21 protein-coding genes and 1 pseudogene are annotated in these 25356 nt (G+C 66.9%); 8 read left to right on the forward strand and 14 right to left on the reverse strand.

What is annotated here, in order from left to right; translation table 11 throughout:
• The first annotated feature begins 225 nt into the window (after nt 1-225).
• A complete protein-coding gene (locus tag VZC37_RS15265) occupies nt 226-1704 on the forward strand; it encodes a flavin-containing monooxygenase (RefSeq protein ID WP_330433416.1) in 1479 nt (492 codons plus the stop codon).
• Here the strand turns inward: VZC37_RS15265 and VZC37_RS15270 are convergent, their stop codons facing one another.
• Nucleotides 1705-3222, reverse strand: a complete 1518-nt coding sequence (locus tag VZC37_RS15270; protein WP_330433417.1) for a molybdopterin-dependent oxidoreductase — start codon at nt 3220-3222, stop codon at nt 1705-1707. It abuts the gene before it with no gap.
• Between the two features lie 193 nt (nt 3223-3415).
• Between VZC37_RS15270 and VZC37_RS15275 the strand changes: the two genes are divergently transcribed.
• Nucleotides 3416-4084 carry a fasciclin domain-containing protein gene (locus tag VZC37_RS15275; protein WP_330433418.1) on the forward strand — a complete coding sequence of 223 codons (669 nt, stop codon included), beginning with the start codon at nt 3416-3418 and terminating at the stop codon, nt 4082-4084.
• 203 nt (nt 4085-4287) lie between these two features.
• Here the strand turns inward: VZC37_RS15275 and VZC37_RS15280 are convergent, their stop codons facing one another.
• Nucleotides 4288-4749 (reverse strand): hypothetical protein, encoded by a 462-nt coding sequence (locus VZC37_RS15280; protein WP_330433419.1) that lies wholly within the window; start codon nt 4747-4749, stop codon nt 4288-4290.
• Between the two features lie 18 nt (nt 4750-4767).
• On the reverse strand, nt 4768-5340 hold the full coding sequence (locus VZC37_RS15285) for a hypothetical protein (protein ID WP_330433420.1): 573 nt from the start codon (nt 5338-5340) through the stop codon (nt 4768-4770).
• Nucleotides 5341-6190: 850 nt separating this feature from the next.
• Here VZC37_RS15285 and VZC37_RS15290 point away from each other — a divergent pair.
• Nucleotides 6191-6970, forward strand: coding sequence for a class I SAM-dependent methyltransferase (locus tag VZC37_RS15290; protein WP_330433421.1), 780 nt, complete (start codon nt 6191-6193; stop codon nt 6968-6970).
• Between the two features lie 28 nt (nt 6971-6998).
• Nucleotides 6999-8240, forward strand: coding sequence for an esterase/lipase family protein (locus VZC37_RS15295; RefSeq protein ID WP_330433422.1), 1242 nt, complete (start codon nt 6999-7001; stop codon nt 8238-8240).
• Between the two features lie 5 nt (nt 8241-8245).
• Here VZC37_RS15295 and VZC37_RS15300 read toward each other — a convergent pair whose 3' ends face one another.
• Nucleotides 8246-8533 (reverse strand): FmdB family zinc ribbon protein, encoded by a 288-nt coding sequence (locus tag VZC37_RS15300; RefSeq protein WP_330433423.1) that lies wholly within the window; start codon nt 8531-8533, stop codon nt 8246-8248.
• 79 nt (nt 8534-8612) lie between these two features.
• On the opposite strand from VZC37_RS15300, the gene fmdA reads away from it, so the two are divergent.
• From fmdA to VZC37_RS15315, 3 genes are all read left to right on the forward strand, one after another.
• Nucleotides 8613-9866: a formamidase gene (fmdA, locus tag VZC37_RS15305; RefSeq protein ID WP_330433424.1), complete on the forward strand. Its 1254-nt coding sequence runs from the start codon at nt 8613-8615 to the stop codon at nt 9864-9866.
• Between the two features lie 6 nt (nt 9867-9872).
• Complete coding sequence (locus tag VZC37_RS15310; protein ID WP_330433425.1) at nt 9873-11366, forward strand: ArnT family glycosyltransferase; 1494 nt, start codon at nt 9873-9875, stop codon at nt 11364-11366.
• A gap of 231 nt (nt 11367-11597) precedes the next feature.
• The gene (locus VZC37_RS15315; RefSeq protein ID WP_330433426.1) at nt 11598-12779 is read left to right on the forward strand and encodes an HNH endonuclease; all 1182 of its coding nucleotides are present in this window, start codon (nt 11598-11600) and stop codon (nt 12777-12779) included.
• A gap of 317 nt (nt 12780-13096) precedes the next feature.
• Here VZC37_RS15315 and VZC37_RS15320 read toward each other — a convergent pair whose 3' ends face one another.
• Both VZC37_RS15320 and VZC37_RS15325 read right to left on the reverse strand, forming a co-directional pair.
• Nucleotides 13097-14338 (reverse strand): fatty acid desaturase family protein, encoded by a 1242-nt coding sequence (locus VZC37_RS15320; protein ID WP_330433427.1) that lies wholly within the window; start codon nt 14336-14338, stop codon nt 13097-13099.
• Between the two features lie 8 nt (nt 14339-14346).
• A complete protein-coding gene (locus VZC37_RS15325) occupies nt 14347-15459 on the reverse strand; it encodes a ferredoxin reductase (protein ID WP_330433428.1) in 1113 nt (370 codons plus the stop codon).
• Between the two features lie 449 nt (nt 15460-15908).
• Between VZC37_RS15325 and VZC37_RS15330 the strand changes: the two are divergent.
• Nucleotides 15909-16202 (forward strand): annotated as a pseudogene (locus tag VZC37_RS15330) (phosphatase PAP2 family protein); the annotation flags it as partial.
• 204 nt (nt 16203-16406) lie between these two features.
• Here VZC37_RS15330 and VZC37_RS15335 read toward each other — a convergent pair.
• The 8 genes from VZC37_RS15335 to VZC37_RS15370 are packed head-to-tail and all read right to left on the reverse strand — an operon-like array spanning nt 16407 to nt 25079.
• Complete coding sequence (locus tag VZC37_RS15335) at nt 16407-17405, reverse strand: 2-hydroxyacid dehydrogenase (protein WP_330433429.1); 999 nt, start codon at nt 17403-17405, stop codon at nt 16407-16409.
• A gap of 5 nt (nt 17406-17410) precedes the next feature.
• Nucleotides 17411-18745: a glucarate dehydratase gene (gene gudD / locus VZC37_RS15340; RefSeq protein ID WP_330433430.1), complete on the reverse strand. Its 1335-nt coding sequence runs from the start codon at nt 18743-18745 to the stop codon at nt 17411-17413.
• 41 nt (nt 18746-18786) lie between these two features.
• Nucleotides 18787-19506: a sulfite exporter TauE/SafE family protein gene (locus VZC37_RS15345; protein WP_330433431.1), complete on the reverse strand. Its 720-nt coding sequence runs from the start codon at nt 19504-19506 to the stop codon at nt 18787-18789.
• Between the two features lie 24 nt (nt 19507-19530).
• Nucleotides 19531-20544 carry an ABC transporter ATP-binding protein gene (locus tag VZC37_RS15350; RefSeq protein WP_330433432.1) on the reverse strand — a complete coding sequence of 338 codons (1014 nt, stop codon included), beginning with the start codon at nt 20542-20544 and terminating at the stop codon, nt 19531-19533.
• The gene (locus tag VZC37_RS15355; protein ID WP_330433433.1) at nt 20537-21556 is read right to left on the reverse strand and encodes an ABC transporter ATP-binding protein; all 1020 of its coding nucleotides are present in this window, start codon (nt 21554-21556) and stop codon (nt 20537-20539) included. Before VZC37_RS15355 ends, VZC37_RS15350 begins: the two co-directional genes overlap by 8 nt.
• Nucleotides 21553-22551, reverse strand: coding sequence for an ABC transporter permease (locus VZC37_RS15360; protein ID WP_431309223.1), 999 nt, complete (start codon nt 22549-22551; stop codon nt 21553-21555). The genes VZC37_RS15355 and VZC37_RS15360 overlap by 4 nt, the downstream gene beginning before the upstream one ends.
• 9 nt (nt 22552-22560) lie before the next feature.
• A complete protein-coding gene (locus tag VZC37_RS15365) occupies nt 22561-23487 on the reverse strand; it encodes an ABC transporter permease (protein WP_330433434.1) in 927 nt (308 codons plus the stop codon).
• A 14-nt stretch (nt 23488-23501) separates the two neighbouring features.
• The gene (locus tag VZC37_RS15370; RefSeq protein WP_330433435.1) at nt 23502-25079 is read right to left on the reverse strand and encodes an ABC transporter substrate-binding protein; all 1578 of its coding nucleotides are present in this window, start codon (nt 25077-25079) and stop codon (nt 23502-23504) included.
• Nucleotides 25080-25356: the final 277 nt, after the last annotated feature.

Raw genomic sequence — 25356 nt, forward strand, 5'->3', positions numbered from 1 at the left:
CACGACAGCAGTCACCGAGTCGGGCTCGCGACGACCGTCGGCACCGGTGTGTACGGCCGTCCGCGACGGTGGGGCCCGACTTTCGACAGTCGCCGCCGAATCGTCGGGTCCGCGTTGCGCCAGTGCACGATTCACGTTCCGTCCACTTCCGCATTCCGCACTATTCGTCGGCCGGACGAATTACCGTGGGCGTCGAGGCCGGCGCTCTCGACGAGGAGGTACCCGATGGGTGAGAACAAGGCTGATTCCGACACGCTCTACGACGTGATCATCCTCGGGGCCGGTCTCTCGGGCATCGACGCTGCTTACCGGCTGGCGCAGGAGAACCCGGCGCTGCGGTACCTGATCCTGGAACGACGCGAACGGGTCGGCGGCACCTGGGACCTGTTCCGCTACCCCGGCATCCGGTCCGACAGCGACATCTACACGCTCAGCTTCCCGTTCGAGCCGTGGCATCGGCCCGAGGCGCTCGCGCAGGGCGCCGACATCCGCGACTACGTCGCCGAGACCGCGGAGAAGCACGGCATCGCCGGCCACATCCGCTTCGGCCACCACGTCACGACGTGCGACTGGGACTCCGGCAGCGACGTCTGGACGATCGCCGCCACCGTCGATGACGAACCGCGCACCTACCGGACCCGATTCGTGTACTTCGCGACCGGTTACTACGACTACGACGAGCCGTACAGCCCGCACTTCGCCGGCATCGACGACTTCACCGGAACCGTTGTGCACCCGCAGCATTGGCCCGAGGACCTCGACTACAGCGGTAAGCGCATGGTCGTCATCGGCAGTGGGGCAACAGCGGTCAGCCTCATCCCGTCGCTGGCGCGGCGGGCCGCCCACGTCACCATGCTGCAGCGCTCGCCGTCGTACATCGTGTCGATGACGCAGACCCAGCGATTCGCTCCACTGGTCCGAAAGCTGCTACCCGCCAAGGCCGCTCATCAGGTGATCCGCGCCCGGTACGCCGCGCAGACAGCGGCGATGGTGCACGGCCTGCACCGATTCCCGAATGTCGGCCGCAAGCTGCTGACAAGCGGGGTACGCAAGGAACTGCCCGACAACTACCCCGTGGATGTGCACTTCAACCCGAGCTACGACCCGTGGGATCAGCGCATGTGCATGGTCCCCGATGCCGATCTGTTCGAGGCGATCACCGACGGCTCGGTGGAGATGGTCACCGAGCACATCGACCGGATCGACAGCACCGGCATCGCGCTGAAATCGGGACGCCACCTCGACGCGGACATCATCGTCACCGCAACCGGATTGAATCTGCTGGGATTCGGCGGCATCCGCATCCGCGTCGACGATGCCGAGGTGAAGCCGCACGACCGGTTCGTGTTCAAGTCCCACCTGCTCGAGGACGTCCCGAACCTGGCCTGGTCGGTCGGCTACACCAACGCGTCGTGGACACTGCGCGCCGACATGACCGCGCGAGCTGTCGCGAAACTGCTGCGCTACATGCGGTCTCACGGCTACACGCACGCCTACCCGCATCTCGGTGAGGTGTCGATGCCGGCACAGCCGTTGTGGGACCTGAAGGCCGGGTACGTGGAGCGCGCTCCGGAAGCATTACCGAAGTCCGGTACGCACGGCTACTGGAAGGTGCGGCACAACTACTACCGGGACGCGATCGACCATCACACCGATGACATCGAGAAGTCGATGGTATTCGGCAGAGCACCCGTTCGCGTCTGATCAGCCGTCGACCCGCAGGACCCGACTGTGCCACCCGGTCGCGCCGTCGGGGATCGGTGCGACGCGCTGCTCCGGCTGTACCCGGCCGGCGCCGTCGGTGGCGCGGCAGTACAGCGTGTGTTGGCCGGGCGTGGCGTCCCAGTCGAAGCTCCACAACCGCCAGGTGTCGATCGAGTACTGGTCCGCGAGTTGGGCGGGTTGCCACGGCCCGTCGTCGACCCGGACCTCGACGGCGCTGATCCCGCGATGCTGGGCCCACGCGGTGCCGGCGACCACCACCCGGCCGGCCGGTTGCACCGAGAGCGGCGCGGGACGGTCGATGCGTGACGCGGTCTTGATGGGGGCACGTACCCCCCAACCACGTTCGGTCCAGTACGCCTGGGCGCGGTCGAAGCGGGTGATCTCCCAGTCGACGACCCACTTGCACGCCGAGACGTATCCATACAGGCCGGGAATGACCTGCCGCACCGGATAGCCGTGTTCGAGGGGCAACGGTTCGCCGTTCATCCCGACCGCGAGGATCGCGTCCCGGCCGTCGGTGACGGCACTCAGCGGGGTTCCCGACGTCCATCCGTCGACGCTCGTCGACAACAGCATGTCGGCGTCGCCGCGGACGCCCACCCGGTCGAGGATCTCCCGCATCGGGACGCCGATCCATCGGGCGTTGCCGGCGAGGTCGCCGCCCACCTCGTTGGAGACGCAGGTCAGCGTGATGATCTGTTCGATGGAATCCATCGCCATCAGGTCGTCCCATCGCAGCGTCAGTTCGTCGTCGACCATGCCGTGGATACGCAGCTGCCAGTCCTGGGTGCTCAGCCGTGGCACCTGCAGCGCGGTGTCGATCCGGTAGAAGTCGGCGTTGTCGGTGAGGAACGGTGTCGCACCGTCCACCTGCAGACCTGCACCGGCTGGAATCGGATCTGCCACTGTGGTGGGCTCCGGCAGGGTCAGACCCCGACGTTCGGCGAGCACGTCGCCGGCACGGGAGATCTGCCTCGCGACCAGTGCCGCGCCGGCCGACGCCGCGGCGATCAGGCCGGACGCGACGAGGAACTGCCGCCTGCTCCACTGTCCGTCGGATGCTGTGGTGCGCGCCCCTCGGCACAACACGACGAGCACTGCGGCGGCGACGAGCCCGGCCACCAGAGGCGGCACCAGGTAGGAGGGTTGCATCGTCGGGCGGGTCACCGCGGCGATCACACCGACGCCGGCGAACAACACCACCACGGCGACACCCCACGGTGGTCGACGTGCCTGCACTATTCCGGCCACGACGGCCAGCACCACCAGTGACGCACCCACCCCGACCATCAACGCAGGCTTGTCCGCGGTACCGAAGGTGTCGATCGCCCACTCACGTGCGAACGCGGGCGCGAAGTCGACCAGAAACGCCGCCACTGCCTGGTAGGGCGACGCGTAGGGCGAGATGGGCAGCGCCACAAGTTCTCCCACCGACACCCCGGCTGCCACCGCGAGAATGCCGGACACCGCGGCGCGAACATCGTTTCCGGCCCGCATGGCCTCTCCTCCCACTGTGGTTGTCTACCCCGGCATTCGTGGGACACCTCTGATCGGATTGGTATGCGCTCTGACCAGCCGAAATCAGCCGATCGGAAAAATGCCCGATTTCGACCCATCCGGCGGGAGGGGTGCACCGAATGACTCCATGACCCGTCACGCGGCGGGGGACCAACCACAGATTGGATCGATCATGGCTCACAAGCGATTTCATCGCGCTCTCACGGCGGCATCGGGCGTCGTCCTGACCGTCGGACTGGTGGCCGGCTGCGGTTCGGACGACGACTCCGCGGATGAGACCACGGCGGCAACCAGTGCGCCGATGACCAGCATGGCCACCGAGAGTGAATCGGCCACAGCAGCGTCCGGCCTCGTCGGACCGGGCTGCGCCGCCTACGCCGAGGCCAATCCGACCGGCCCCGGTTCCGTCGAGGGAATGTCCACCGCGCCGGTCGCGACCGCCGCCGCATCGAACCCGATGCTGACGACGCTGACGCAGGCGGTGTCCGGAGAGCTGAATCCGGAGGTGAACCTGGTCGATACGCTGAACAACGGCGAGTACACCGTGTTCGCGCCGACCGACGACGCCTTCGCCAAGCTGCCCCCGGAGACGGTCGAGACCTTGCAGACCGATGCTGCAATGCTGACCGATATCCTCACCTACCACGTGGTTTCGGGCCAGGCCGCACCTGACGCGGTCGTCGGCGAGCACGAGACCCTGCTCGAGGGCCAGTCGGTCGAGGTGACCGGTGAGGGTGACGAGCTCATGGTCAACGATGCCGGTGTGGTGTGCGGTGGAGTCCAAACCGCCAACGCCACTGTCTATCTCATCGACACGGTGCTGACGCCGCCGGCAGAGTGATCCTCCTGCCGCTGGCCGAGTCGCTCGTCCCGCTGGTCGAGTAGCGACGAACGAAGTCGTTCCCCGCCCGCTGGTCGAGTAGCGACAAACCAAGTCGCTCACCACCGCTGGTCGAGTAGCGACGAACGAAGTGAGGAGCGTATCGAGACCCCCCAAGGCCTCGATACGCTCCTCATCGTGTCGATTCGAGGTACTACATCACCTCACCGGACCAGCTCCCGCAGTGACAAGCCCGCCGGGACATCGCCGTGCCGAAAGTAGTGCACGAAAACCTCGCCGGCGTCTTCTGCGGTGAACACCTCGTCGGGTGTCACACGGTAGGTGTGGTCACCGACCTTGATCTCCACCGTCGACCCGGACTCAGAACCCTCCCCGCGGCCGAGAATGTACTGGCGGTACGACCCGTCGGATTCTGTACGTCGCAGCTCCAGTGTCATCGCCTCGGCGCTCCCTCCCGCTTGCAGGAATGCCGACAGTGATTCGTCACGTTCCTGTTCGCTCAGGTCGTCGAACCACTCCGGTCGGACGAGGCGCGACAGAATCAGGTGATTCTCCTCGAGACCATCGAGAACGGTCAGCGGATGAGTGAGGAATCGCTCCGGGGTCTCTGGACCCAGGGTCGCAGTCGTTCCGTCGGCGAACTCATAGATGTGCGTCGGTTTCACGATTTCATCCCTTCCCGGTCACGGGAGATCTATGACGTTGGTGATCTTAACGGTGGTCCCGTCCGGCAGCTTCACCGTTGCCGGCGTTCCGGACCTGACACGTTCATCGAAGTCGCGCTGCCCCGGCGTCTTACGCGCTCCGCCACTCTTCACCTCGATCCCGGAGTACGTTCCGTCTCCGTTCGGTATCAACCCGTCGTAGTACCGCGACTGCTTGCCACCCTCGATGGTGGCCTGTCGCTGGTCACGAATGATCCCGGCACCGAAGCGTTTCTCGGCATTGTCAAGGATTCGCTTCTCCTCGTCCTTGCCGCTTCGTCCGTCGTTCCCGTTGGCGTAGCGTCCTTTCGAGTCGCGGCCATCACCTCGGTCGCGGCGATCATCGACTTTCGGCTGCTCGGGCTCGGACGGCTTCGGTGCCGGCGTCTGCTTGGGAGCCGGCGGCCGTACGCCAGGAAGACCGCCACCACCGATCAATCCTGGTACCGGATACACCGGACAGACGACGTCGCAGTTCTCGTTGTCGACGATCCCGTCACCGTCGTTGTCCTCGCCGTCGACGCCCGCTCCTCCGGGGCCGTTCAGCGCCACGGCAGGCGGGTTGTTCCGGTCCCGGGATCGCTTCTTGTCCTTGTCCCGACCAGGTCGTCCTGGCGAATCCTGTTCGTCCGACTCCGAATCCGGGCGCCCCGAAGTACCCGGCGAGTACTTGTTCGGGCCCCGATTCTCCGATGGACCGGACCGGCGTTCGGCGGCTTTGTCCCTGTCCCTCTTCGACTTCCGATCCCGCTGCGACGAACCACGCATCTGGGTCTGTGGCGCCTTGGTTTGGGGCGAGAACTTGTTGGGCCCGCGGTCGGGCTTCGGAATGGGTTTGCGTTGCCTCTCGGGCTTCTTCGTCTCCGGCGCCGAGGGCCTCTGCTGTCCTCCCCCACTGCTCGGACCCGACGTGCCCGGTGAGGACGGTGAGGACGGTGAACTGTTGCTGCCGCGTGACGGTCCCGGGTCCGTCCGGGGTTTCATCTGTTTCGCTTCGCCGCCCCGGGGTTGAGCCGACGACTGCGGGCCGCTGCGGCTGTTCGTCGACGCCGCATCGGCGTGCGTCAGTGGCAGGGCGACGATCAGAAACAGCGTCACGACGGTGACGCACGCACGTATCAGAGTTCTGGTTCTTGTGGTTGTTGGCATGGTGTTCCGACCCGTTCTGTGTGGTGGTGAGAACCGAGCCGAACGTAGGTCTGCGGCGCGTATCGACAGAACACCGAGCACCCGAAAGTCCCTCTGTCGAACGACAAATGAGCGTCCGTGCGACCGACACCGGGAACAAACCACCCCTCCGGGAGCGTCGTGGGTGCCGGCGGGATTCTCGTATCGGCCGTGAAGCCGGCCGCACAGGGCGAAGATGGGAAGCACGAACCCGCGAGAGACACGGAGATCCGCGATGGTCGACTGGGACGGCGCACGCTACGCCGACGTGAGCGCGCTACAGCGCATGGTCGCCGAGGCCTCGATCGGCGACATCGAACTGACCGGCGACGAGCGGCTCCTCGACGTCGGGTGTGGCGACGGCTTCATCACGATGCTGCTCGCCGAACGACTGCCGAACGGCAGCGTCGTGGGTGTCGACGCATCGCGCCGGATGATCGAGCGGGCGCTGACCCGCGTCCCGCCCGACTGGCTGCGCGTCCAATTCCACGTGGACGACGTGCTGGCCCTGCCCTTCGAGCGCGACTTCGACATCGCCGTGTCGTTCAACGCACTGCACTGGGTGCTCGATCAGACGGCGGCACTCACGCAGATCGCCCACAGCCTCGACGACGGCGGACGCGCGGTCATCCAGCAGGTGTGCGAGACAGAGCGCCCCAGCATCGAAGATGTCGCGATGGGCGTCGCGGCGGCCACACCGTGGCGGGACCGGTTCACCGACTTCCCGGCGCCGTTCATCCATGTCTCGCCGGAGCACTTCGCGCAGAACGCACGGGCCGCGGGTTTCGTCGTGGCCGACCTGGGCGTCGACGATCTGCAGTGGCAGTTCGAGTCGGTCGACGACTTCACCCAATGGTTCGAGGTCGGCGCCACCGCGTGGACGCACCGCGTCCCCGACGATCTCGCGCGCGCCTTCGCGTCCGACGTCGTCGACCGCTACCAGGAGGTGATCGGCGCGGCGGCCCTGTTCCGGTTCGGTCAACTGCGGGCAACCCTCACGCTCCCGTCGCCCTGAGTGGGTGTACAGGCGTACACTCAACGGCATGGCGGCATCCTCCGAGGCCAGAACCGACGAGTTCGGCGCCCTCGCGCAGCTCGGCGTCGCGGAACTGCGCTCGGCGGTGGCCGGGATCGGCACCATCCACCGATCCGTCTCCGGCACCGTGTTCGGCGCCTTGCGTCCGGTGTTCGGCCGCGCGGTCGAGTCACCCCGGATGGTGCACGACGCCGCCAGCGAGGGCGCCTACCAGTCGTTGGGCGCCCTGCTGGACGCCGCCGACACGGTCACGGATGCGCTGCCGACCACCGATCGACCGATCTCACATACCGCCCGGGGCGCGTTGCTCCTCGGCATCCTGAACGGACTGATCGGCGACGAACTCGAGGCCACGCGATCGCCGTTGGCCGCGCCCATGTCGCTTCGCGTCGGCGGGGAGCCGGTCGCGGTCGAGACGTCGGCTCTGCGCCGTGCCTTCCCCGATGCCCGCGGACACCTTGTCGTGTTCCTGCACGGCCTGATGGAAACGGAGCGCGCCTGGGCGATCGGCGGGCGAGAGACCTACGGTTCCCGACTATCGGCCGACATCGACGCCACCGAGGTCCAGATCCGGTACAACACGGGTCGGCACATCAGCGACAACGGCCGCGACCTGTCCGCCCTGCTCACCGATCTCGTGCTCCTGTGGCCGGTCCCGGTCACGCGGCTCACGTTGATCGGGCATTCGATGGGCGGCCTCGTCGTGCGGAGTGCCGCCCACACAGCCGTCGAGCACGGACTCTGGTGGCCGAAGCTGGTGACGGAGACGGCGTGCCTCGGCACGCCGCATCTCGGTGCGCCGCTGGAACGCGGCGTACACGTGCTCTCGTCTGCCTTGCAGGGCATGCCGACGACCCGCCCGATCAGCAATCTGCTGCGGCGACGTAGCGCCGGTGTCCGTGACCTGTTCCACGGCAACCTGACCCCGGCGGACTGGGCCGACCGCGACCCCGACGCATGGCAACATCCACCGGGCGCGGACGTGCCGCTCCTCGCGACCGCTCGGCATCTGTTCGTCACGGCGACAGTCACCAGTAACCCCGACAACCCGTTCGGCCGTCTCGTCGGCGACGGTCTCGTGCTGGCGCCGAGTGGACGCGGTGAGCCCACCCGCAGCCGCCTCGGGCTGCGATTCTCCGACGGCCTCGACATCGGCAGCGCCCACCACTTCACGCTGCTCAACTCCGACGTCGTCTACCGCTGGCTGCACGCCAATCTGCGGCCCCGCCGGGCACTTCCGCCGGGTTGAGTCGGCTACGCCCGCGGCAGCTTTCGGTGGAGCGGATTCGACGACACCGGGGTTGCCCGACGTCCGCGACCCGGGACGCTCGACACCACGGCCGGCGCCTCGGCACTGGCCCGTGTCGCGTCCTGCAGTCGCATCGCCGAGGAGTCCCCGGCACCCAGGGCGGGTGAGCCGATCACGCGCCGCCCATCCGCACCGCATTCCGGGCAGGACGCCGCGTCCGGGATCGCCGCCATCGAGTGGCGCTCGATGAAATCCGCACAGTCCGAACGACAGCGGAACACGTAGGTCGGCATACCGTCACCCTAGTGCCCCAACCCATACGACGTCGTCTGTTGGCCTGCCGACCGACCGGTTCGTCACTACACTCGACTCATGCCGGAGTTGCTATATCCCCTCGATTCATCGAAGAGCTTCACCGACCAGCAGATCGTCGGGCACAACCGTTGGCACCCCGACATCCCGGCCGCGGTGACGGTGAAACCCGGTGACACGTTTCGTGCGCATTGTCGTGAATGGTTCGACGGCGCCATCCACAACGACGACTCGGCCGAGGACATCCTCAACGCTCCGCTCGACGGTGTGCACGTGTTGTCGGGGCCGTTCGCGATCGAGGGCGCCGAGCCCGGTGACCTGCTCATCGTCGACATCCTCGACGTCGGGCCGATCCCGCAGGAGGACTCGGGCCCACTCGCCGGACAGGGCTGGGGCTACACCGGCATCTTCGCCAAGCAGAACGGCGGCGGTTTCCTCACCGACCAGTTCCCCGACGCCTACAAGGCCATCTGGGACTTCAGCGGACAGAGTGCGACGTCGCGGCACGTGCCCCACGTCAAGTACACCGGCATCGTCCATCCCGGCCTGATGGGTACCGCCCCGTCGGCCGAACTGCTGGGCACGTGGAACGCGCGCGAGGCCGCCCTCATCGCCACCGACCCGGACCGCGTGCCTCCCCTGGCCCTGCCGCCGCAGCCCAAGGACGCGATTCTCGGCACGCTCACCGGAGCCGAATTCGACCGTGTGGCAGGCGAAGCCGCGCGTACCGCGCCGCCGCGGGAAAACGGCGGCAACCAGGACATCAAGAACCTCACCAAGGGGACCCGCGTCTTCTACCCGGTCTTCGTTCCCGGCGCCAACCTCTCCTTCGGCGATCTCCACTTCTCCCAGGGCGACGGCGAGATCACATTCTGTGGCGCCATCGAGATGGGCGGGTTCATGGACCTGCACGTCGACCTCATCAAGGGCGGCATGCAGACCTACGGCGTCACCGAGAACGCGATCTTCATGCCCGGCAACACCGATCCGCAGTACTCGGAATGGATCGCATTCTCGGGTACGTCGGTCACGCTCGACGGTGAACAGCGCTACCTCGACTCCGACCTCTCCTACCAGCGAGCCTGTCTCCACGCCATCGACTACCTGACGAAGTTCGGATACACCCCGGAGCAGGCCTATCTGCTGCTCGGGTCGGCGCCGATCGAGGGCCGGCTGTCCGGTGTGGTCGACATCCCCAACTCCTGTGCCACCGTGTACATCCCGACCGCGATCTTCGACTTCCCGGTGGCGCCGTCGAAGGACGGTCCGGTGACCATCGACCCCGGGATGGGTGCCCCCACCGCGAGTTTCTGACCTCAGGTGAACGACGACGGCGCGGCGACGCGGTTGCCCGCCTTCGCCGTTCGCGAGATCACCGCGATCGCGGCGGTGCTCGCCGTCGTATTGCTGTCGCTGTCGGGTCGGTACGGCTACCACCGCGACGAGTTGTACTTCCTTGCCGCGGGCCGTCATCCGGCGTGGGGTTACGTCGATCAACCGCCGCTGACACCCATGCTGGCGCGCGTATCCACCACGGTGTTCGGCGACAGTGTCGTCGGCCTGCGGGTCGTGGCGCTGCTACTGGCCATCGCGACGGTGTTTGTCGCGGCGCTCATCACGCGGGAACTCGGCGGTGGTCGGGGTCCGCAGATCCTCACGTCGGCAGCGGTGGCCACGTCGTCGATGGTCATGGTCGCCGGCCACATGCTGGGCACCCCGAGCACCGACATCCTCGTCTGGGCACTCGTCGGGCTGCTGACGATCCGGCTGCTCCGCACCCAGGAACCGCGGTGGTACGCGGTGATCGGGCTCGTCGTCGGGATCGGATTCCTGAACAAGTTCCTCGTGGTTCTGCTCGCGGTGGCGCTGCTCGCATCGATCGCGCTGCTCGGACCACGACGTGTCCTCCTGTCCTGGTGGTTGGCCGCAGGTATCGCGATCGCCGCGCTTGTCGCGGCACCAACCCTGATATGGCAGGCGACCCACGACTGGCCGCAACTGACTGTCGCGCAGGGCATCTCCGACGACGACGGCGCCGAGAACCGGATCATGTTCATCCCGTCGCAGTTCATCCTGCTGGCGCCGCCGTATGCGCTGTTGTGGATCGCCGGCATCTGGCGGATGCTGCGCGATCCGGACGTGCGGTGGTCACGGTCGATTCCGGTCGCCTACGGACTGCTGGTGGTCGTCATGCTGGCGACCGGCGGGAAGCCGTACTACGTGATCGGGTTGTTGATCGTCCTGCTGGCGGCCGGTGCGCAACCGGTTCTTCAGTGGTGCACAGAGCGTGGGATGACCTCGATCCTGGTCACGGTGATCGTGGTGTCGGCGGTGCTGAACGCCGTCGTCACCCTTCCGGTTCTCCCCCGCACCGAGGTCAACACGGTCAACGGGATCAACCGCGAGCAGGGTGAACAGATCGGGTGGCCGCAGATGGTGGACACGGTCGCCGAGGTCTGGGAGTCGATCCCCGAATCCGACCGCTCGACGGCGGTGATCTTCACACAGAACTACGGGCAGGCCGGCGCCGTCGACCGGTACGGCCCGGATCACGGGCTACCGCAGGCCTACTCCGGACACATGAGCTACGCCGACTGGGGGCCGCCCGACGACGGCATGACCGGCCCCGTGATCCTCGTCCGGTTTCCCGACCGCGCGGCGATCGAGGACTCCTTCGTCGACTGCCGCTCCGTCGCGCGCGTGGACAACGGCTACGGCGTCGACAACACCGAGCAGGGCACGGTCGTCGCGGTCTGCTCGGGGCCCCGCGGCCCGTGGTCGAAGGTCTGGCCGGACTTGCGGCACTACTACTGATCCGTCCCGATCGAGCGCGCGAGGTGGTACGGATGTGACTCCCGTTCACTGAAGTCAACGACAGTTCACTGCAGTTCACCACTGTTGTTGTGAAACATCCTGTGGTGCAGAAAGATTCAAGCGAAACTTCTTACCATCGAACATTCGTTCGAGTACCTTGGAGTCATGGGAGCTTCGGGGGAACTCAATACCATCACCGATTCTGTTCGAGACCTACGCTTCGGCGACGACATGACCGGGCGAGACGCATTCGACGCGATGACTGCACTGATCACGCTGCGCAACCTGATCGAGCATCACGCCGCCACCGTGGTCGGTCACCTCGGTCGGCTCGGCGTGGCGACTGATCACGGACGAAAGTTGAGCGAATTGCTGGTCGTGATGGGCCTGGCGCCGGCGGTGGCGTCACGGTTCGTCCGCATCGCCGGGACTCGGACGACGCTGCCCACGCTGTCCGCGCACGCCGCCGACGGGGCGATCTCGGCCGAGCACGTCGACGCCATCGGCCAAGGCATCGAGCACATCGCGAAGCGATCCGGGGAACCGATCGACGAGCTGGCGCGTCTGAACAGTGTGACTGATCTACTGTCCCAGTTCTTCTCCGGCGCCACCCCTGCCGAGATCGGCAAGCGAGCCCGCAGCCTCGGGAACAAGCAATCCGCCGAGACCGGCGGGCTACCCGCAGCAGAGGACCGTGACCTCAACGCTCTTACCCATGGTGTCGACACTGATGGCAGGTTGCAGGTCCGAGCCGATCTCAACACCGAGGTCGGAGAGAAGTTCTCCGCCGCCATGGAGGAATTGGCAGCACCACGGCCCGAACCCGACGGATCACCCGACGCCCGCTCTACTGATCGTCGTCAAGCCGATGCATTGGAGGCGTTGCTCGACATCGCTGCGCGCAGTGGTGATGTGGCGGCCGCACCGCGCCATCAGGTACTGATCAGCGTTCCCGCCGACACTCCTGACTTGGCCGAATTGCCGTTCATGGGGTCGATCACCGGATCAATGCTGCGAACCCTCACGTGTGATGCCACGGCCACCGTCGCGATCGTCGACGGCGAGCAGGTACCGATGGAGATGAGTCGCGACAAGCGCCTGTTCCCACCGCACCTACGCAAAGCTCTCCACAAGCGCGACCAGTGCTGCATCAAATGCGGCGTCTCCGCTAGCCGCTGCCAGGGCCACCATATCGCGCACTGGGCTGACGGAGGAATCACGGTGCTGGACAACGGATGTCTGCTGTGTCCGTCGTGCCACGCCGATGTCCACCACAACGGATGGGAAGTGATCATGGGCCACGACCGGCATCCCTGGCTGATCCCGCCCGCCGCCGTCGACCCGCAGCGCCGGCCCATACCCGCCTACAACCGACGCAGTCTCAACCTCGACAACCTTCCCGCCGCTGCCTGATCGCCAGCACCATCTAGCCACGTAGTCACCACGCCCACGCACCCGAGCGGAAGTTCGGGACCGCAGTTGTACCTTGAGAACTTCATACGGCTCCCCCTCCGGTGATCGAGATCTCGATACGCCCTCCGCTAGCGCTCCGGGCTACTCGATCATCGGAGGGGGTCACCCACCCGCACGATTCAACCGCTGGTTCACCCGCTGGTTGAGTAGCGGCGCGCGAGCCTGCGAGCCCGCCGCGTATCGAAACCAGCCGCACCTCACCAGATCTCGATACACCCTCCGCTAGCGCTCCGGGCTACTCGATCATCGGAGAGTGGTCACGCCGCCGACTGCACCGGCGCGTTCTTCAGTTCACGCAGGGCGGTGCGCAGACCGCGACGCTTACCGGTCACCGGATCGACGCCGAAGTGGTTGGCCATGCCCTCGCGGACGGCGAACCGCAACTCGGACGCGGTCTCCGGTGCGTCGTCGGACGTCGCCTTCAGCATGCCGTTCGGCACAGCCAGCTTCGCGATGGTACGGAACGACTGGAAGTACTGGTGGGCAAGCGAACCCGTGGTGTACGGCAGGTCGTACTTGTCGCACAGTTGCCGCACCCGGACCCCGATCTCCTCGTACCGGTTGCTGGGCAGATCCGGGAACAGGTGATGCTCGATCTGATGGCTGAGGTTGCCGCTCATGAACCGCATCAGCGGTCCGGCACGGAAGTTGGCCGAGCCCAACATCTGTCGCAGATACCAGCGTGGCTGATCCTCGTTCTCGTACTCCTCGACGGTGAACTTCTCCGCGCCGTCGGGGAAGTGACCGCAGAAGATCACCATGTACGCCCAGTAGTTGCGGACGATGTTGGCGGTGAAGTTCGCGGCGATCGTCGGCTTCCAGTTGGCGCCGGCCAGCGCGGGGAAGATCAGGTAGTCCTTGGCGGCCTGCTTGCCGACCTTACGTCCGATGATCCGGAGATCCTTGAACGCCTGCCGGTAGGACTTCTCCTTCTTCCGCAGCTTCTCCGTCTCCAGGTGATGCAGCGCCACACCGTATTCGAAGAACGTGCCGAGGGTGAGGTTGTAGACAGGATTGCCGACCATCCACCACTCCCACGGCTGGTCGCGGGTCACCCGAAGGATTCCGTAGCCCACGTCGTCGTCCATCCCGACGACGTTGGTGTACTTGTGGTGCACGAAGTTGTGCGAATGCTTCCACTGCACGCTCGGGCAGGTGGTGTCCCATTCCCACGACGACGAGTGGACCTCGGGATCGTTCATCCAATCCCACTGTCCGTGCATGACGTTGTGCCCCAACTCCATGTTCTCGATGATCTTCGCGAGCGAGAGCATGGCGGTGCCGGCGATCCACGCGGATTTGCGGTTGCTGAACATCAGCGCGAGACGACCACCGGCAGCGAGGCTGCGCTGCACGGTGATGGTGCGACGGATGTAGCGGGCGTCGCGCTCACCCCGGGACTCCTCGATGTCGCGTCTGATCGCGTCGAGTTCGGCGCCGAGCGCGTCGATGTCGGCCTCGGTGAGATGTGCGTATCGGTCGATGTCGGTGATGGCCATCTGGCCCCCTAGAGGTCGAGTGTGCATTCTCCGGACACGCTGCTGATGCATGTCTGGATTCGTTCACCTTCGCGACGTTCCTCGCCACTGCGCAGATCGCGCACATAGCCCCCGGCAAGCGGAACGACACAGGTTTGACAGATACCCATCCGGCAACCGAACGGCATCTGGATGCCCTGCTCCTCGCCTGCTTCAAGGAGCGTGGTGGCACCGTCTATCTCGGCTGTCTTCCCAGACTTCGAGAAGGTCACCGTACCGCCTTCGCCGCCGTGATCGGTCCGGGCGATGGCGAAACGTTCGATATGGAGTTGGTCGCGCAGCCCCTCCTCGGCGAACCGCTCTTCGACGGTGTCGAGCATGGCGACCGGACCGCACGCCCAGCACTGCCGGTCCCGCCAATCCGGCACCGCGGCGTCGAGCTGGTCGAGGTCGAACTTGCCGTGTTCGCGGGTGAGCTGCAACTGCAGATCGTAGGACAGGACGTCGGCGTCCATCTTCTCGAGCTCCTCGAGGAAGATGACGTCGTCGCGGGTCGGGGCCGAATGGACGTGCACGATGTCGGGGACGGTGTCGCGGGACCGCAGCGAGCGCAGCATCGCCATGACCGGTGTGATGCCGCTGCCGGCGGTGAGGAACAGCGCGCTGTCCGGCAGCGGTTCGGGCAGGTGAAAATCGCCCTTGGGCGCGGCGAGCCGGATGATCGTGCCGGGGCTGACGCCGTCGACGAGGTGAGTGGACAGAAAGCCGTCCGGGTTGGCCTTGACGGTGATCGCGATGGTCTTGTCGCTGGTGTCGCCGATCGAGGTCAGCGAATACGACCGCCAATGCCAGCGGCCCCCCACCTGCAGACCGATACCGACGTACTGGCCCGCCTTGTAGGACGCGGGAAAGCCCCACCCGGTGCGGATGGTGACGGTCGCGGTGTCCTCGGTCTCGCGGACCAGCTCCACGACGCGGCCGCGCAGCTCACGCGCCGACCACAGCGGGTTGACGAGATGGAGGTAGTCGTCGGGCAACAGCGGGGTGGTGGCGCGAGCGATGAGCCCACGCACGATGTTGACCTCGGGTTTTCTGGCCTCGACGTCGGCCGCCGGGCGTTTGCTCCACTTCAGCAGATCCATTCGGAACACCTCCCAGAACCTTGTGCACGACTGTACACAGAACTATGCGGACGGGGCACGATCCGCGAATCTGAGTCAACACCGAGACTCCTCAGGTTGCCTGCAGAGAGTTCCCAGCTTTGCTGGCTACATTCATTCCTGTGACCGGATCCATCGCTGCGCGCCGTTCCTCCCTCTCACGCGCAGCGATGGTGATGGCCGCATTTGTCTGTTCCGCCGCGATTTTCGTGGTCGCGGTATGGACGGCGCCCGGTCAACGCGTCGATCAATGGCTGCTCGACGTGTGCCGGGCGTTGCCTCCGGTCGATCAGATGCCGTTCCTGCTCGACATCGGGATCGTGTCCAGCCCACTGCTCTGGGTGGTGATCGCGAGCACCGTCGTCGTGCTGGTGCAATGCCGCCGGTTCTCGTCGCGCGCCGATGCGCGGCGCGAACTCGGCGTCACGGCGATGTTGCTGGCGTTCGCGCCGGTCACGGTGCTGGGCGTGCAGTTGCTGCGCGATCATGTGCTGACGCGCCCGCAGCTGCACACCTGGATCGCGGAGACCTCGAATTCGGCGCCGAGCGGGCACGCGGCCGCGGTAACCGCCGCGGTCGTCGTGCTGGTGGTCGCCAGTCCCCCCGCACTGCGGCCATTCGTCGGAACGGTCGTGGGGACGTGGGCGGCGGTTCTCGAGTTCGTGCTGGTCGCCGCCGGATGGCATCGGCCCAGCGACGTCATCATCTCGACGCTGCTGGTCGTGGGGGTCGGGGTGTTGCTGCCCGATCCGTGGCGCGGCACGGTCCGCGGTGTGCCGCCGCGCTGGTTGCGGGCGTTGCCGCTGATGATCACCCTCGCCGCGCCGGCCGTCGTCGCGTTCTACTTCCCCACGATCACCCAGGTCGCCGCCGCCGGGGCGATCGCGCTGGTCATGGCGATCGCGGTGCTCGCGCTCGGGGTGGGCAGGTCACCTGTTCACCGGCCACACGATCCGCTGCAGCGTCCGTCCTTCGGCGAGCCGACGGATGTTGTCGGCGATGTCATGCACCCGCCCTACGAAGGTGTCCCGGGTGACGCCGGACGTATGCGGCGTCATCAGGACATTCGGTAGCTCCCCGAACGGCAGTTCGGCCGGTTCGGCATGGTCGCCACCCGTCGGGTAGCGATACCAGACGTCGAGCGCCGCTCCGCCGATGGTCCGGTCGCGCAGCGCCTCGTAGAGGTCGCCCTCCACCACCAAGGGACCGCGCCCGACATTGACGAGGATGCCGTCGGGGCCGAGCTGGGCCAGCTCTGTGGACCCGATCATCCCGGTCGTCGCGTCGGTCAGTGGCGCCGACACCACCACGATGTCGGATTCCTTCATCAGCCGTCCCAGGTCCCCGGTGTCACCGTGCCAGTCGAGGCCGGCGGCGTCGGCGACGCGGCCCGAGCCGGTGACCGCGCATCCGCGAGCGCCGAGCGCAGTGAGCAGCTGCGCGGTGCGGCGACCGATGTGCCCGAAACCGACGTAGCCGACCATGGCCCCACGCATCGTCGGCGGTTGGGCCACCCCGTCCTGATATACCGAGCTCGCCCACACGCCCTGCCGCAGCGACGCATCCTGGCCGATGAGGCCGCGCCGCAGCATCACCGTTGCCGCCACGATGTACTCCGCGATCGAGTCCTCGTGATGAAAGGTGTTGGCGACCTGCGTGTCCGCTCCCAGCTCACCGAAGGCGACCTTGTCGGTGCCGGCCCCGGCCACGTGGATCAGCCGCAACCCCCGGCCGGCTCGCGCCATCGCCGGCGTCACCCGTCCGCCCACATACACGTCGGCGTCGACGAGATCCCGGGCCAGCGCATCCTCGTCGAACCGGTCATGCCACGACAGTTCGATGTCCGCGGAGAGGAGCTGTGACACCAGGAGGTCGCGGTGTGGCAACAGATTTCGCTCACCGACGACAACCTTGAGGTAGTCGGTCACGGCCGTCAGCTCCGGACCAGGGCGGGACGCTTGCTGTCGAACGCCCAGTCGGGGATCAGGAACTGCATGCCGACCGCGTCGTCGCGGGCCCCGAGCCCTTCCGACAGGTACAGCTGGTGGGCCGCCTCCACCTGAGCCATGTCGAGGTCCACGCCGAGACCCGGCCGGTCCGGGACCGTCAGATGTCCGTCGACGATCTCGTAGGGGTCGGCGGTGAGCCGCTGCCCGTCCTGCCAGATCCAGTGGGTGTCGATGGCCGTGATGTCACCGGGCGCGGCCGCCGCGACATGGGTGAACATCGCCAACGACACGTCGAAGTGGTTGTTGGAGTGCGATCCCCAGGTCAGGCCCCAGGCGTCGCAGAGCTGCGCCACCCGCACCGACCCGGCCATGGTCCAGAAATGCGGATCGGCGAGCGGGATGTCCACGGCCCCCGTCCGGATAGTGTGTCCCATCTCGCGCCAGTCGGTGGCGATCATGTTGGTGGCCGTCGGCAACCCGGTGGCGCGCTTGAACTCCGCCATCACCTCGCGACCGGAGAAGCGACCCTCGGGTCCGACCGGGTCCTCGGCGTAGGCCACCACGCCACGCAGTCGACGGCCGATCGCGACGGCCTCCTCGAGCAGCCACCCGCCGTTCGGGTCGAGCGTCACCCGCGCGTCGGGGAAGCGTTCGGCCAGCGCGGTCACCACGTCGGCCTCCGCGTCGGGTGCGAGCACGCCCCCCTTGAGTTTGAAATCGGCGAAGCCGTACCGCTTCTGCGCGGCCTCGGCGAGGGCGACCACACTGTCGGCGTCGAGCGCCTCCTGGTGGCGCAGGCGCAGCCAGTCGTCGGTCTCGTCGGCGCCGTCGGCGTAGTCGAGGGTGGTCTTGGTCCGGTCGCCGACGAAGAACAGGTACCCCAGCGCCGGAACGCGTTCACGCTGTTGGCCTTCGCCGAGTAGCGCGGCCACCGGGACTTGCAGGTGTTGCCCGAGCAGGTCGAGCAGTGCCGACTCCACCGCGGTGACCGCGTGGATGGTGACCCGCTGGTCGAACGTCTGGTCGCCGCGCCCGGCGCGGTCGCGGTCGGCGAACGTGCGTCGGATGTCCTGCAGCACGGCGTTGTACGCGCCGATGCCGCGGCCCACGACGATGTCACGGGCGTCGTCGAGGGTGGTCCGAATGGGTTCTCCGCCGGGCACCTCACCGACACCCTGGTTTCCCTCGGAGTCGGTGAGGATCACCAGATTCCGGGTGAAGTAGGGGGCGTGCGCGCCGGACAGGTTGAGCAGCATGCTGTCCCGGCCCGCCACCGGGATGACCCGCATCTCGGTGATCACGGGGGTGTGGGCGGTCATGATGATGTCCTTTCGGAGAATCCGGTCAGAAGAGAATCAGTTCAGAAGAGGATCTGTTGTCCGATGAGCAGAACCGCGCCGAGTGCGGACACGGTGATGGAGGCCGTGCGCAGCCGGTCCTTGTCGAGTACCCGGTTCACCACCCGCGATGCCGCGAAGCCCAGCAGGACGACGGGGATCAATGCCACGAACGTCCGCGCGATGTCCGGATGCAGGCTGCCCGTGGCGGCCAGCGCGACAAGCGACATGACACTGCCCACCAGGAAGAAGGCGCTCATGTTGCTGCGCACTCGGGCGCCCTCGGCCCCCGAGTAGACCAGCGCCATCGGTGGGCCACCGATCGACGTGGCGGTTCCGAGCAGCCCCGACGCCGCGCCCGCCGTGGCGAGGTTGCGTCGCAGCGGGGCGGGCCGCCAGCCCAGGGAGGCGAGGATCACCCCACCGAGGACCACCGCGGCCAGCAGTAGCGACAGGCCCTGGGTCGGCAGCCAGACCAGAAGCAGCGCACCGGCGATGGTGCCCGGAATCCGGCCGACGAGCGCCCACCCGGTGCCGCGCAGATCGAGGCTCTGTCGTTCGCGGATCACCACCATCAGGGTCACCACGGTCGCGGACGCGATCAGGGTTCCGGGCAGCAGGGCCGGTTCGATGAGTGCGACGACCGGCGCGGCGAGCATGCCCATCCCGAATCCGATGGACGCCTGCATACACGACGCCGCGAACACCGAGACGGCGATGATCGCGAAACCCACTGCACTCATGTCCCTACACTCACAGCGCTTCGCTCATGCCACCGCCGGAATGCCCAGCGTGACCCGACCCCGCGGGTGATAGCACTCCGCGATGTGACCGGTCTCCGCCGCGTCGACGGCTGTCGGCGGCACCGCGGTCGCGCAGACATCGGTGGCGTGCGCGCAGCGGGTACGGAAACGGCACCCCGACGGCGGGTTGAGCGGCGACGGCACCTCGCCGGTGAGCAGGATGCGTTCGCGGCGCTGCTCGGCGTCCAGAGTGGGTGCCGCCGACATCAGCGCTTCGGTGTACGGATGTGCGGGATGGTCGAATACCGCTTCGGTACTGCCGGTTTCGACGATGCGGCCCAGGTACATCACGGCGACCCGGTCGGCGACGTGGCGCACCACCGACAGGTCATGGGAGATGAAGATGTAGGACAGGTCCAACTCCTGCTGCAGGTCGTTGAGCAGGTTCAGTACCTGCGCCTGCACCGACAGGTCGAGGGCCGACACCGGCTCGTCGCAGATGATGACCTCCGGGTTGAGCGCAAGCGCCCGGGCGATGCCGAGCCGCTGACGCTGGCCGCCGGAGAATTCCTGCGGACTGCGGTGCTCGTCGCTGGGCCGCAGGCCGACCAGATGCAGGAGTTCCCGCACCCGGGCCGCGCGGTCGCGTTTACGCGGATACAGATCCTTGTGCGTGCGCCACGGCTCGCCGATGATCTCCGCCGCGGTCATCCGGTTGTTCAGGGACGCATACGGATCCTGGAACACCATCTGCACCTTGCGGCGCAGCGCCAGCAGATCCTTGCCCTTCAGCCCGTACGGGTCGGTGCCGTCCCATCGCACGGTGCCGTCGTCGGGCCGCTCCAGCATCATCAACGTTCGTGCGAGCGTCGATTTGCCGCAACCGGATTCGCCGACGAGGCCCAGGGTCTCGCCGCGGCGCAGGTCGAGGTCGATGCCGTCGAGGGCGCGTAGTTGCTTGCGTCCGGACTTCCCGGACACGGTGAACGTCTTCCCGACGTCGCGAACCTCGAGAACCTGGTCGGTCGTCTCAGACATTGGGTGTCTCCTCCGAGAAATGGCAGGCGGCTTTCCGGTCGTCACCGACGACGTCGAGGACCGGTCGTTCCTGTACGCAGCGGGCGCGGGCCAACGGGCACCGCGCCTGATACACGCAGCCGGACGGAATCGAGTGCAGATCCGGCGGCGTGCCCCCGATGGACTTGAGGTCGGCACCGCGTTCGGCGCTCACCGGAACCGAATCCAGCAGACCCTTGGTGTAAGGGTGGCGCGGGTTGCCGAAGACCTCGTCCACCGGTCCCGTCTCGACGACGTTGCCGGCGTACATGATCGCGACCCGGTCGGCCTGTTCGGCGACCAGGGCCAGGTCGTGGGTGATCAGCACGACCGCCATGTCGTGCTCTTCCCGCAACCGCTTGAGCAGTTCCATGATCTGGGCCTGCACCGTGACGTCGAGGGCCGTGGTCGGCTCGTCGGCCAACAGCACGGTGGGGCTCAGCGCCACAGCCATCGCGATCAGCAGACGCTGACGCATGCCGCCGGAGAACTGGTGCGGGTACGAATCCGCCCGGGACTCCGGTTCGGGGATGCCGACGTGTCGCATCAGTTCAATGGCTTCGCGCCGTGCCTTCTTGCGCGACATCTTGCGGTGGATGCGGAACGGCTCGGCGAGCTGGGTGCCGACGGTGTACACGGGATTGAGCGCGGTCAGGGCGTCCTGGAAGACGATGGCCAGTTCGGTGCCGGCGAGTTCGCGTCGCACCGAGTCCTTCGCGGTCACCAGGTCCACGTCGTCGAGGACGATGGACCCGTCGGTGACCGATGCGATCGGCTCGAGCAGCCCGACGAGCGCCTGAGCGGTCATCGACTTGCCGCAACCCGATTCGCCCAGCAACGCGAGGGTTTCGCCGCGGCGTGCCAGGAATGACACGTGGTCGACGGCGCGGACGGTGCCGGTCGGTGTGCGGAGGTCGACGGTCAGATCGGACACGTCGAGGGCGACCCGGCCGTCGGTGCCGGCGTCGGAGCGGTCGAGGATGGGGGCGCTCATCGCACAGCCTTTCGTGAGGAGAAGAAGCGCTTGCGCGCCTTCGGGGTGGTCAGTCGCCACCGCTGGCCGGGGTCGGTCGCGATACGTGCCCAGGAGGCCAGAATGGTGGCCGACACGGTGGTGATCACGATGGCCAGGCCGGGGAAGAACGACAGCCACCACGCGGTCTGCAGGTAAGTGCGTCCCTGCGACACCATCAGACCCCAGCTGATGTCGGGCGGCTGGATGCCGATGCCCAGGAACGACAGCGACGATTCGGCGAGCATCACGTAGCAGAAGTCGAGGGTCGCCACGGTCAGCAGGGTCGGGAGCAGGATGGGCAGCACGTGGCCACGCAGGATCGCGTTGCTGCTGGCACCGAAGGTGCGTGCGGCGTCCACGAACACCCGGCTCTGCAGTTCGGCAGACTCGGCACGGGCGGTCCGCAGGTAGATGGGGATACGGGTGATCGCCAGCACCGCAACGATGTTGGCGGCGCTCGGGTTGAACACGTAGAGGATGACGACCGCGAGCAGCAGCGACGGGAAGCTCATGATGACGTCGGCGACACGCATCGCGGTGGTTTCGCGCCATCCGCGGTGATAGCCCGCCCACATGCCGATGGCCGAACCGACGATGCAGGAGATGATCACCGCCGGCAGCGACACCAACAGGGTGGTCTGGCAGGCGACGACGAGCCGGGCGAGCATGCTGCGGCCGAGCGGGTCGGTGCCGAGAATGTTCATCCAGCCGGTGTCCAGACTGAACGGCGGCAGGTTGGATTCGTCGAGGTTCTGCTCGGTGGCCGCATCCCCGACGAGCCAGGGACCGAACGCGGCGACGAGCAGGATGAACAGCAGGATGCCGGCGGCGACGGTCGCGAACTTGTCGCGGAACAGCAAGCGCCACATCGGCAGCTGGCCGGACGGCGCCTTCTTCCGGGCGACGGAGTCACCCATCGGGTCGGTCGACGCGACGGGGCTGGTGGCGTCCAGGGGTTCGGTGGCGAGGGACATCGGAGCTCCTTAAACCGTGGCCTTGTCGCGAACTCGCGGGTCGAGCAGGGCGAGCCCGGCGTCGATCACGATGTTCAGGATGAAGATGCTGACGGCGGTCAACAGCACAGCGGCCTGGAGAACCGCGAAGTCGCGCTGCAGGATCGAATCGATCATCAGCTTGCCGATGCCGGGCCAGCCGAAGATGGCCTCGACGATGACCGCGCCGTTGATGAGTCCGACGGCGAGGTCACCGGCGACGGTCAGTGCCGGTGCGGCGGCGTTGCGCAGGGCGTGGTGGGTGACGACCCGCAGATCGCCGGCACCCTTGCTGCGGGCGACCTTCACGTACGGTGCCGACAGCGCCGACACCATCGCGCCGCGCACCACCTGGGTGAGCACGCCGAGGGGCCGGATCATCAGGGTGGCGATCGGCAGGACCCACGCCAGCACACCGCCGGTTCCCGAGGTGGGGAGCCAGCCCAACACGACGGCGAAGATCCAGATGCCGGTGATGGCGAACCAGAAGTCGGGGACGCTGGCGGCGGTCATCGACAGCAGGCTGGAGAAGCGGTCGGCCAGCGAGTTGGGCCGGTAGGCGGCCCAGCAGCCGATGATCACCGAGCCGAGGACCGACAGCAGCAAGGTCACGAACGCCAGCTGCAGGGTGGCCGGGAATGCGTTGAGCGCCATGCTCGCCGCTTCCTGACCGGTCTTGAGCGACTCACCGAAGTCGAGGTGGATGACCCCGGACAGGTAGTCGAACATCTGCTGCCAGATCGGCTTGTCGAGGCCGTTGGCGGCGGCGAACTCGGCGCGCTGCTCCGGGGTCGCGGAGACCGGCAGATACAGGTTGGTGGGGTCACCGGTGAGTCGGGCCATGAAGAAGACGCCGAAGAGGACGATGATCAGCGGGATCAGGCTGGTGATCATCCGGCGCCGGAGGAAGGTGAGCATCGGTTGCCTCGGTTTCAGTCGTTGCTGGCTGTCGCGTGGGTCATGTCGGCCAGCCGCATCTCGTCGCCGGTGGCCGAATTGGGCTCGTAGGCAACCTTGTTCGACTTGGCGAGGACGGCCTGCATGTGTGCGATGTAGGCGTACTGGCGGATCTGGGTCGGCTCGTCGGCGAGTACCTTCGCGAGCGCGTCCTGGCGGGCCTGCCCGGTGAGGGCTTCCGCGGCGAGGATCTCCTGGTCGTATTCCGCTGTGCCATAGGTGCTCTGGTAGCCGTCGGACAGCATGTACTGATCCAGGGTGAACTGGGTGTCACCGGCCTGGTTGCCGTGCATGATCATCAGCAGCACCGGCCCGGAACCCGGCACGAACGGCCGGGTCTGATACTGCATCTGACCCGATGTGTCCATCATCCGGATGTCGACGTTCAAGCCGGCCTGGCTGAGCGTGTACTGGATGTTCTCGATCGTCTCGTTGATCTTCGGGAACTGCCCCGTACGGCCGATCAGGGTGATGGTGCGGTCGACCGGCACACCGTCGGCGCGGGCCTCGTCGACCAGCTGCTTCGCCCGGGCGAGATCGTAGGGTGTGGGCTCGATCTGCTCGTTGTATCCGACGATGCCCGGTCCGACGAGCTGCCCCGCGGGGGTGCCGAGGCCCTGGAACAGGGCGTCGACGATGCCTTCGCGGTTGATGGAGAGATCGATGGCCTCCCGCACGCGGTAGTCGTCGAGCGGGGCGTCGTAGGCCTGAATTCGCAGCGCGGTGGTCTCGTTGTTGACGTAGGCGGTGCCGAGGTCGCCGGCGCCGTCTTCGGGTCCCAGCGACGTGGCGAGGTCGGCCTCGTCGTTGGTCACCATGGCCGCGCGCACGCTGCCCTCGGTGCGCCACTGGTAGATGGCACGGGAGTATTCGGGTGCCTCGCCGTGATAGTTCGGGTTGGCCTTCAACGCGATCCGCTGGCCGGAGTCCCAGAAGTCGACCATGTAGGGCCCGGTCCCGACCGGCTCGCGGACCTTGCCGGAGTCGTCGGTGGTGCGCGGCACGATCTCGATGAACGACATCCGCAGCGGGAGAATCGGGTCGGGGGTCGTGGTGCGCACCTCGAGGGTGTTCTGGTCGACGACGGTGACCTGACGTTCGCTGTCGTCGAAGACGTACCCGTTGACGTCGCAGCCGATGGCGCCGTTGAAGGTGCGGTTGATGGAGAAGGCGGCGTCCTCGGCGGTGAAGGGGGTGCCGTCGCTGAACTCGATGTCCTGCGCGGTACGGAAGCGCCACACGTTCGGCTCCACCTGCTCCCAGGAGGTGGCGAGGCTGGGCTGCAGGTCGCCGGAGTCGGGATCGCGCTCGATGAGCGGTTCGGTGATGTTGGACCGCACGACGACGCCGGTCGCGGTGAGCGAGGCATCGCACGGCTCGAGCGTCGGCGGTTCCTGCGGGAGGACGATGCGGAGGGTGTCGGGGCTGGCGCTCTCGCTCTGCGTCGTGTTGGCCACACTGCAACCGCTGACAGCCAGTACGGCCGCCGCGGAGGCGGCCAGTGCACCGACGAGCCGGCGGCGCTTCGGGGATCGCAGAACTGCGATCTGCATGGGAACCTCCGATGAACAAAGAGTGCGAGTGACCTCGCTGGGCTGCACCGCTGTCTGTGACGGTAGACACACGCTAAGAGCGCCCGTCGTCGAACGTCAACAGCGCAAAACCGCAGGAAACGGCGTTTTTGGCGGTGTACTCACCGATATTCGAGACGCCTCGTCGACCACCCGAGAGCGGCGAAACGGGCCCTGACCTGTCGGTTCTCGACCCGACATTGCCGCCGTCGAATCAAGAGGGCGACCATCCATACAGGTTGGGTATCGATCCATGTTA

This window comes from Gordonia sesuvii (assembly GCF_036350415.1).
Classification (GTDB): Bacteria; Actinomycetota; Actinomycetes; order Mycobacteriales; family Mycobacteriaceae; genus Gordonia; species Gordonia sesuvii.

Coding starts and splice junctions, on each gene's coding strand:
- VZC37_RS15365 (WP_330433434.1), bottom strand. CDS start 23,487: ATGCTCACCTTCCTCCGGCGCCGGATGATCACCAGCCTGATCCCGCTG.
- VZC37_RS15270 (WP_330433417.1), bottom strand. CDS start 3,222: ATGCGGGCCGGAAACGATGTTCGCGCCGCGGTGTCCGGCATTCTCGCG.
- VZC37_RS15300 (WP_330433423.1), bottom strand. CDS start 8,533: ATGCCGACCTACGTGTTCCGCTGTCGTTCGGACTGTGCGGATTTCATC.
- gudD (WP_330433430.1), bottom strand. CDS start 18,745: ATGACCGCCCACACCCCCGTGATCACCGAGATGCGGGTCATCCCGGTG.
- VZC37_RS15355 (WP_330433433.1), bottom strand. CDS start 21,556: ATGAGCGCCCCCATCCTCGACCGCTCCGACGCCGGCACCGACGGCCGG.
- VZC37_RS15295 (WP_330433422.1), top strand. CDS start 6,999: ATGGCGGCATCCTCCGAGGCCAGAACCGACGAGTTCGGCGCCCTCGCG.
- VZC37_RS15320 (WP_330433427.1), bottom strand. CDS start 14,338: ATGGCCATCACCGACATCGACCGATACGCACATCTCACCGAGGCCGAC.
- fmdA (WP_330433424.1), top strand. CDS start 8,613: ATGCCGGAGTTGCTATATCCCCTCGATTCATCGAAGAGCTTCACCGAC.
- VZC37_RS15265 (WP_330433416.1), top strand. CDS start 226: ATGGGTGAGAACAAGGCTGATTCCGACACGCTCTACGACGTGATCATC.
- VZC37_RS15275 (WP_330433418.1), top strand. CDS start 3,416: ATGGCTCACAAGCGATTTCATCGCGCTCTCACGGCGGCATCGGGCGTC.
- VZC37_RS15325 (WP_330433428.1), bottom strand. CDS start 15,459: ATGGATCTGCTGAAGTGGAGCAAACGCCCGGCGGCCGACGTCGAGGCC.
- VZC37_RS15350 (WP_330433432.1), bottom strand. CDS start 20,544: ATGTCTGAGACGACCGACCAGGTTCTCGAGGTTCGCGACGTCGGGAAG.
- VZC37_RS15345 (WP_330433431.1), bottom strand. CDS start 19,506: ATGAGTGCAGTGGGTTTCGCGATCATCGCCGTCTCGGTGTTCGCGGCG.
- VZC37_RS15360 (WP_431309223.1), bottom strand. CDS start 22,551: ATGTCCCTCGCCACCGAACCCCTGGACGCCACCAGCCCCGTCGCGTCG.
- VZC37_RS15315 (WP_330433426.1), top strand. CDS start 11,598: ATGACCGGGCGAGACGCATTCGACGCGATGACTGCACTGATCACGCTG.
- VZC37_RS15370 (WP_330433435.1), bottom strand. CDS start 25,079: ATGCAGATCGCAGTTCTGCGATCCCCGAAGCGCCGCCGGCTCGTCGGT.
- VZC37_RS15290 (WP_330433421.1), top strand. CDS start 6,191: ATGGTCGACTGGGACGGCGCACGCTACGCCGACGTGAGCGCGCTACAG.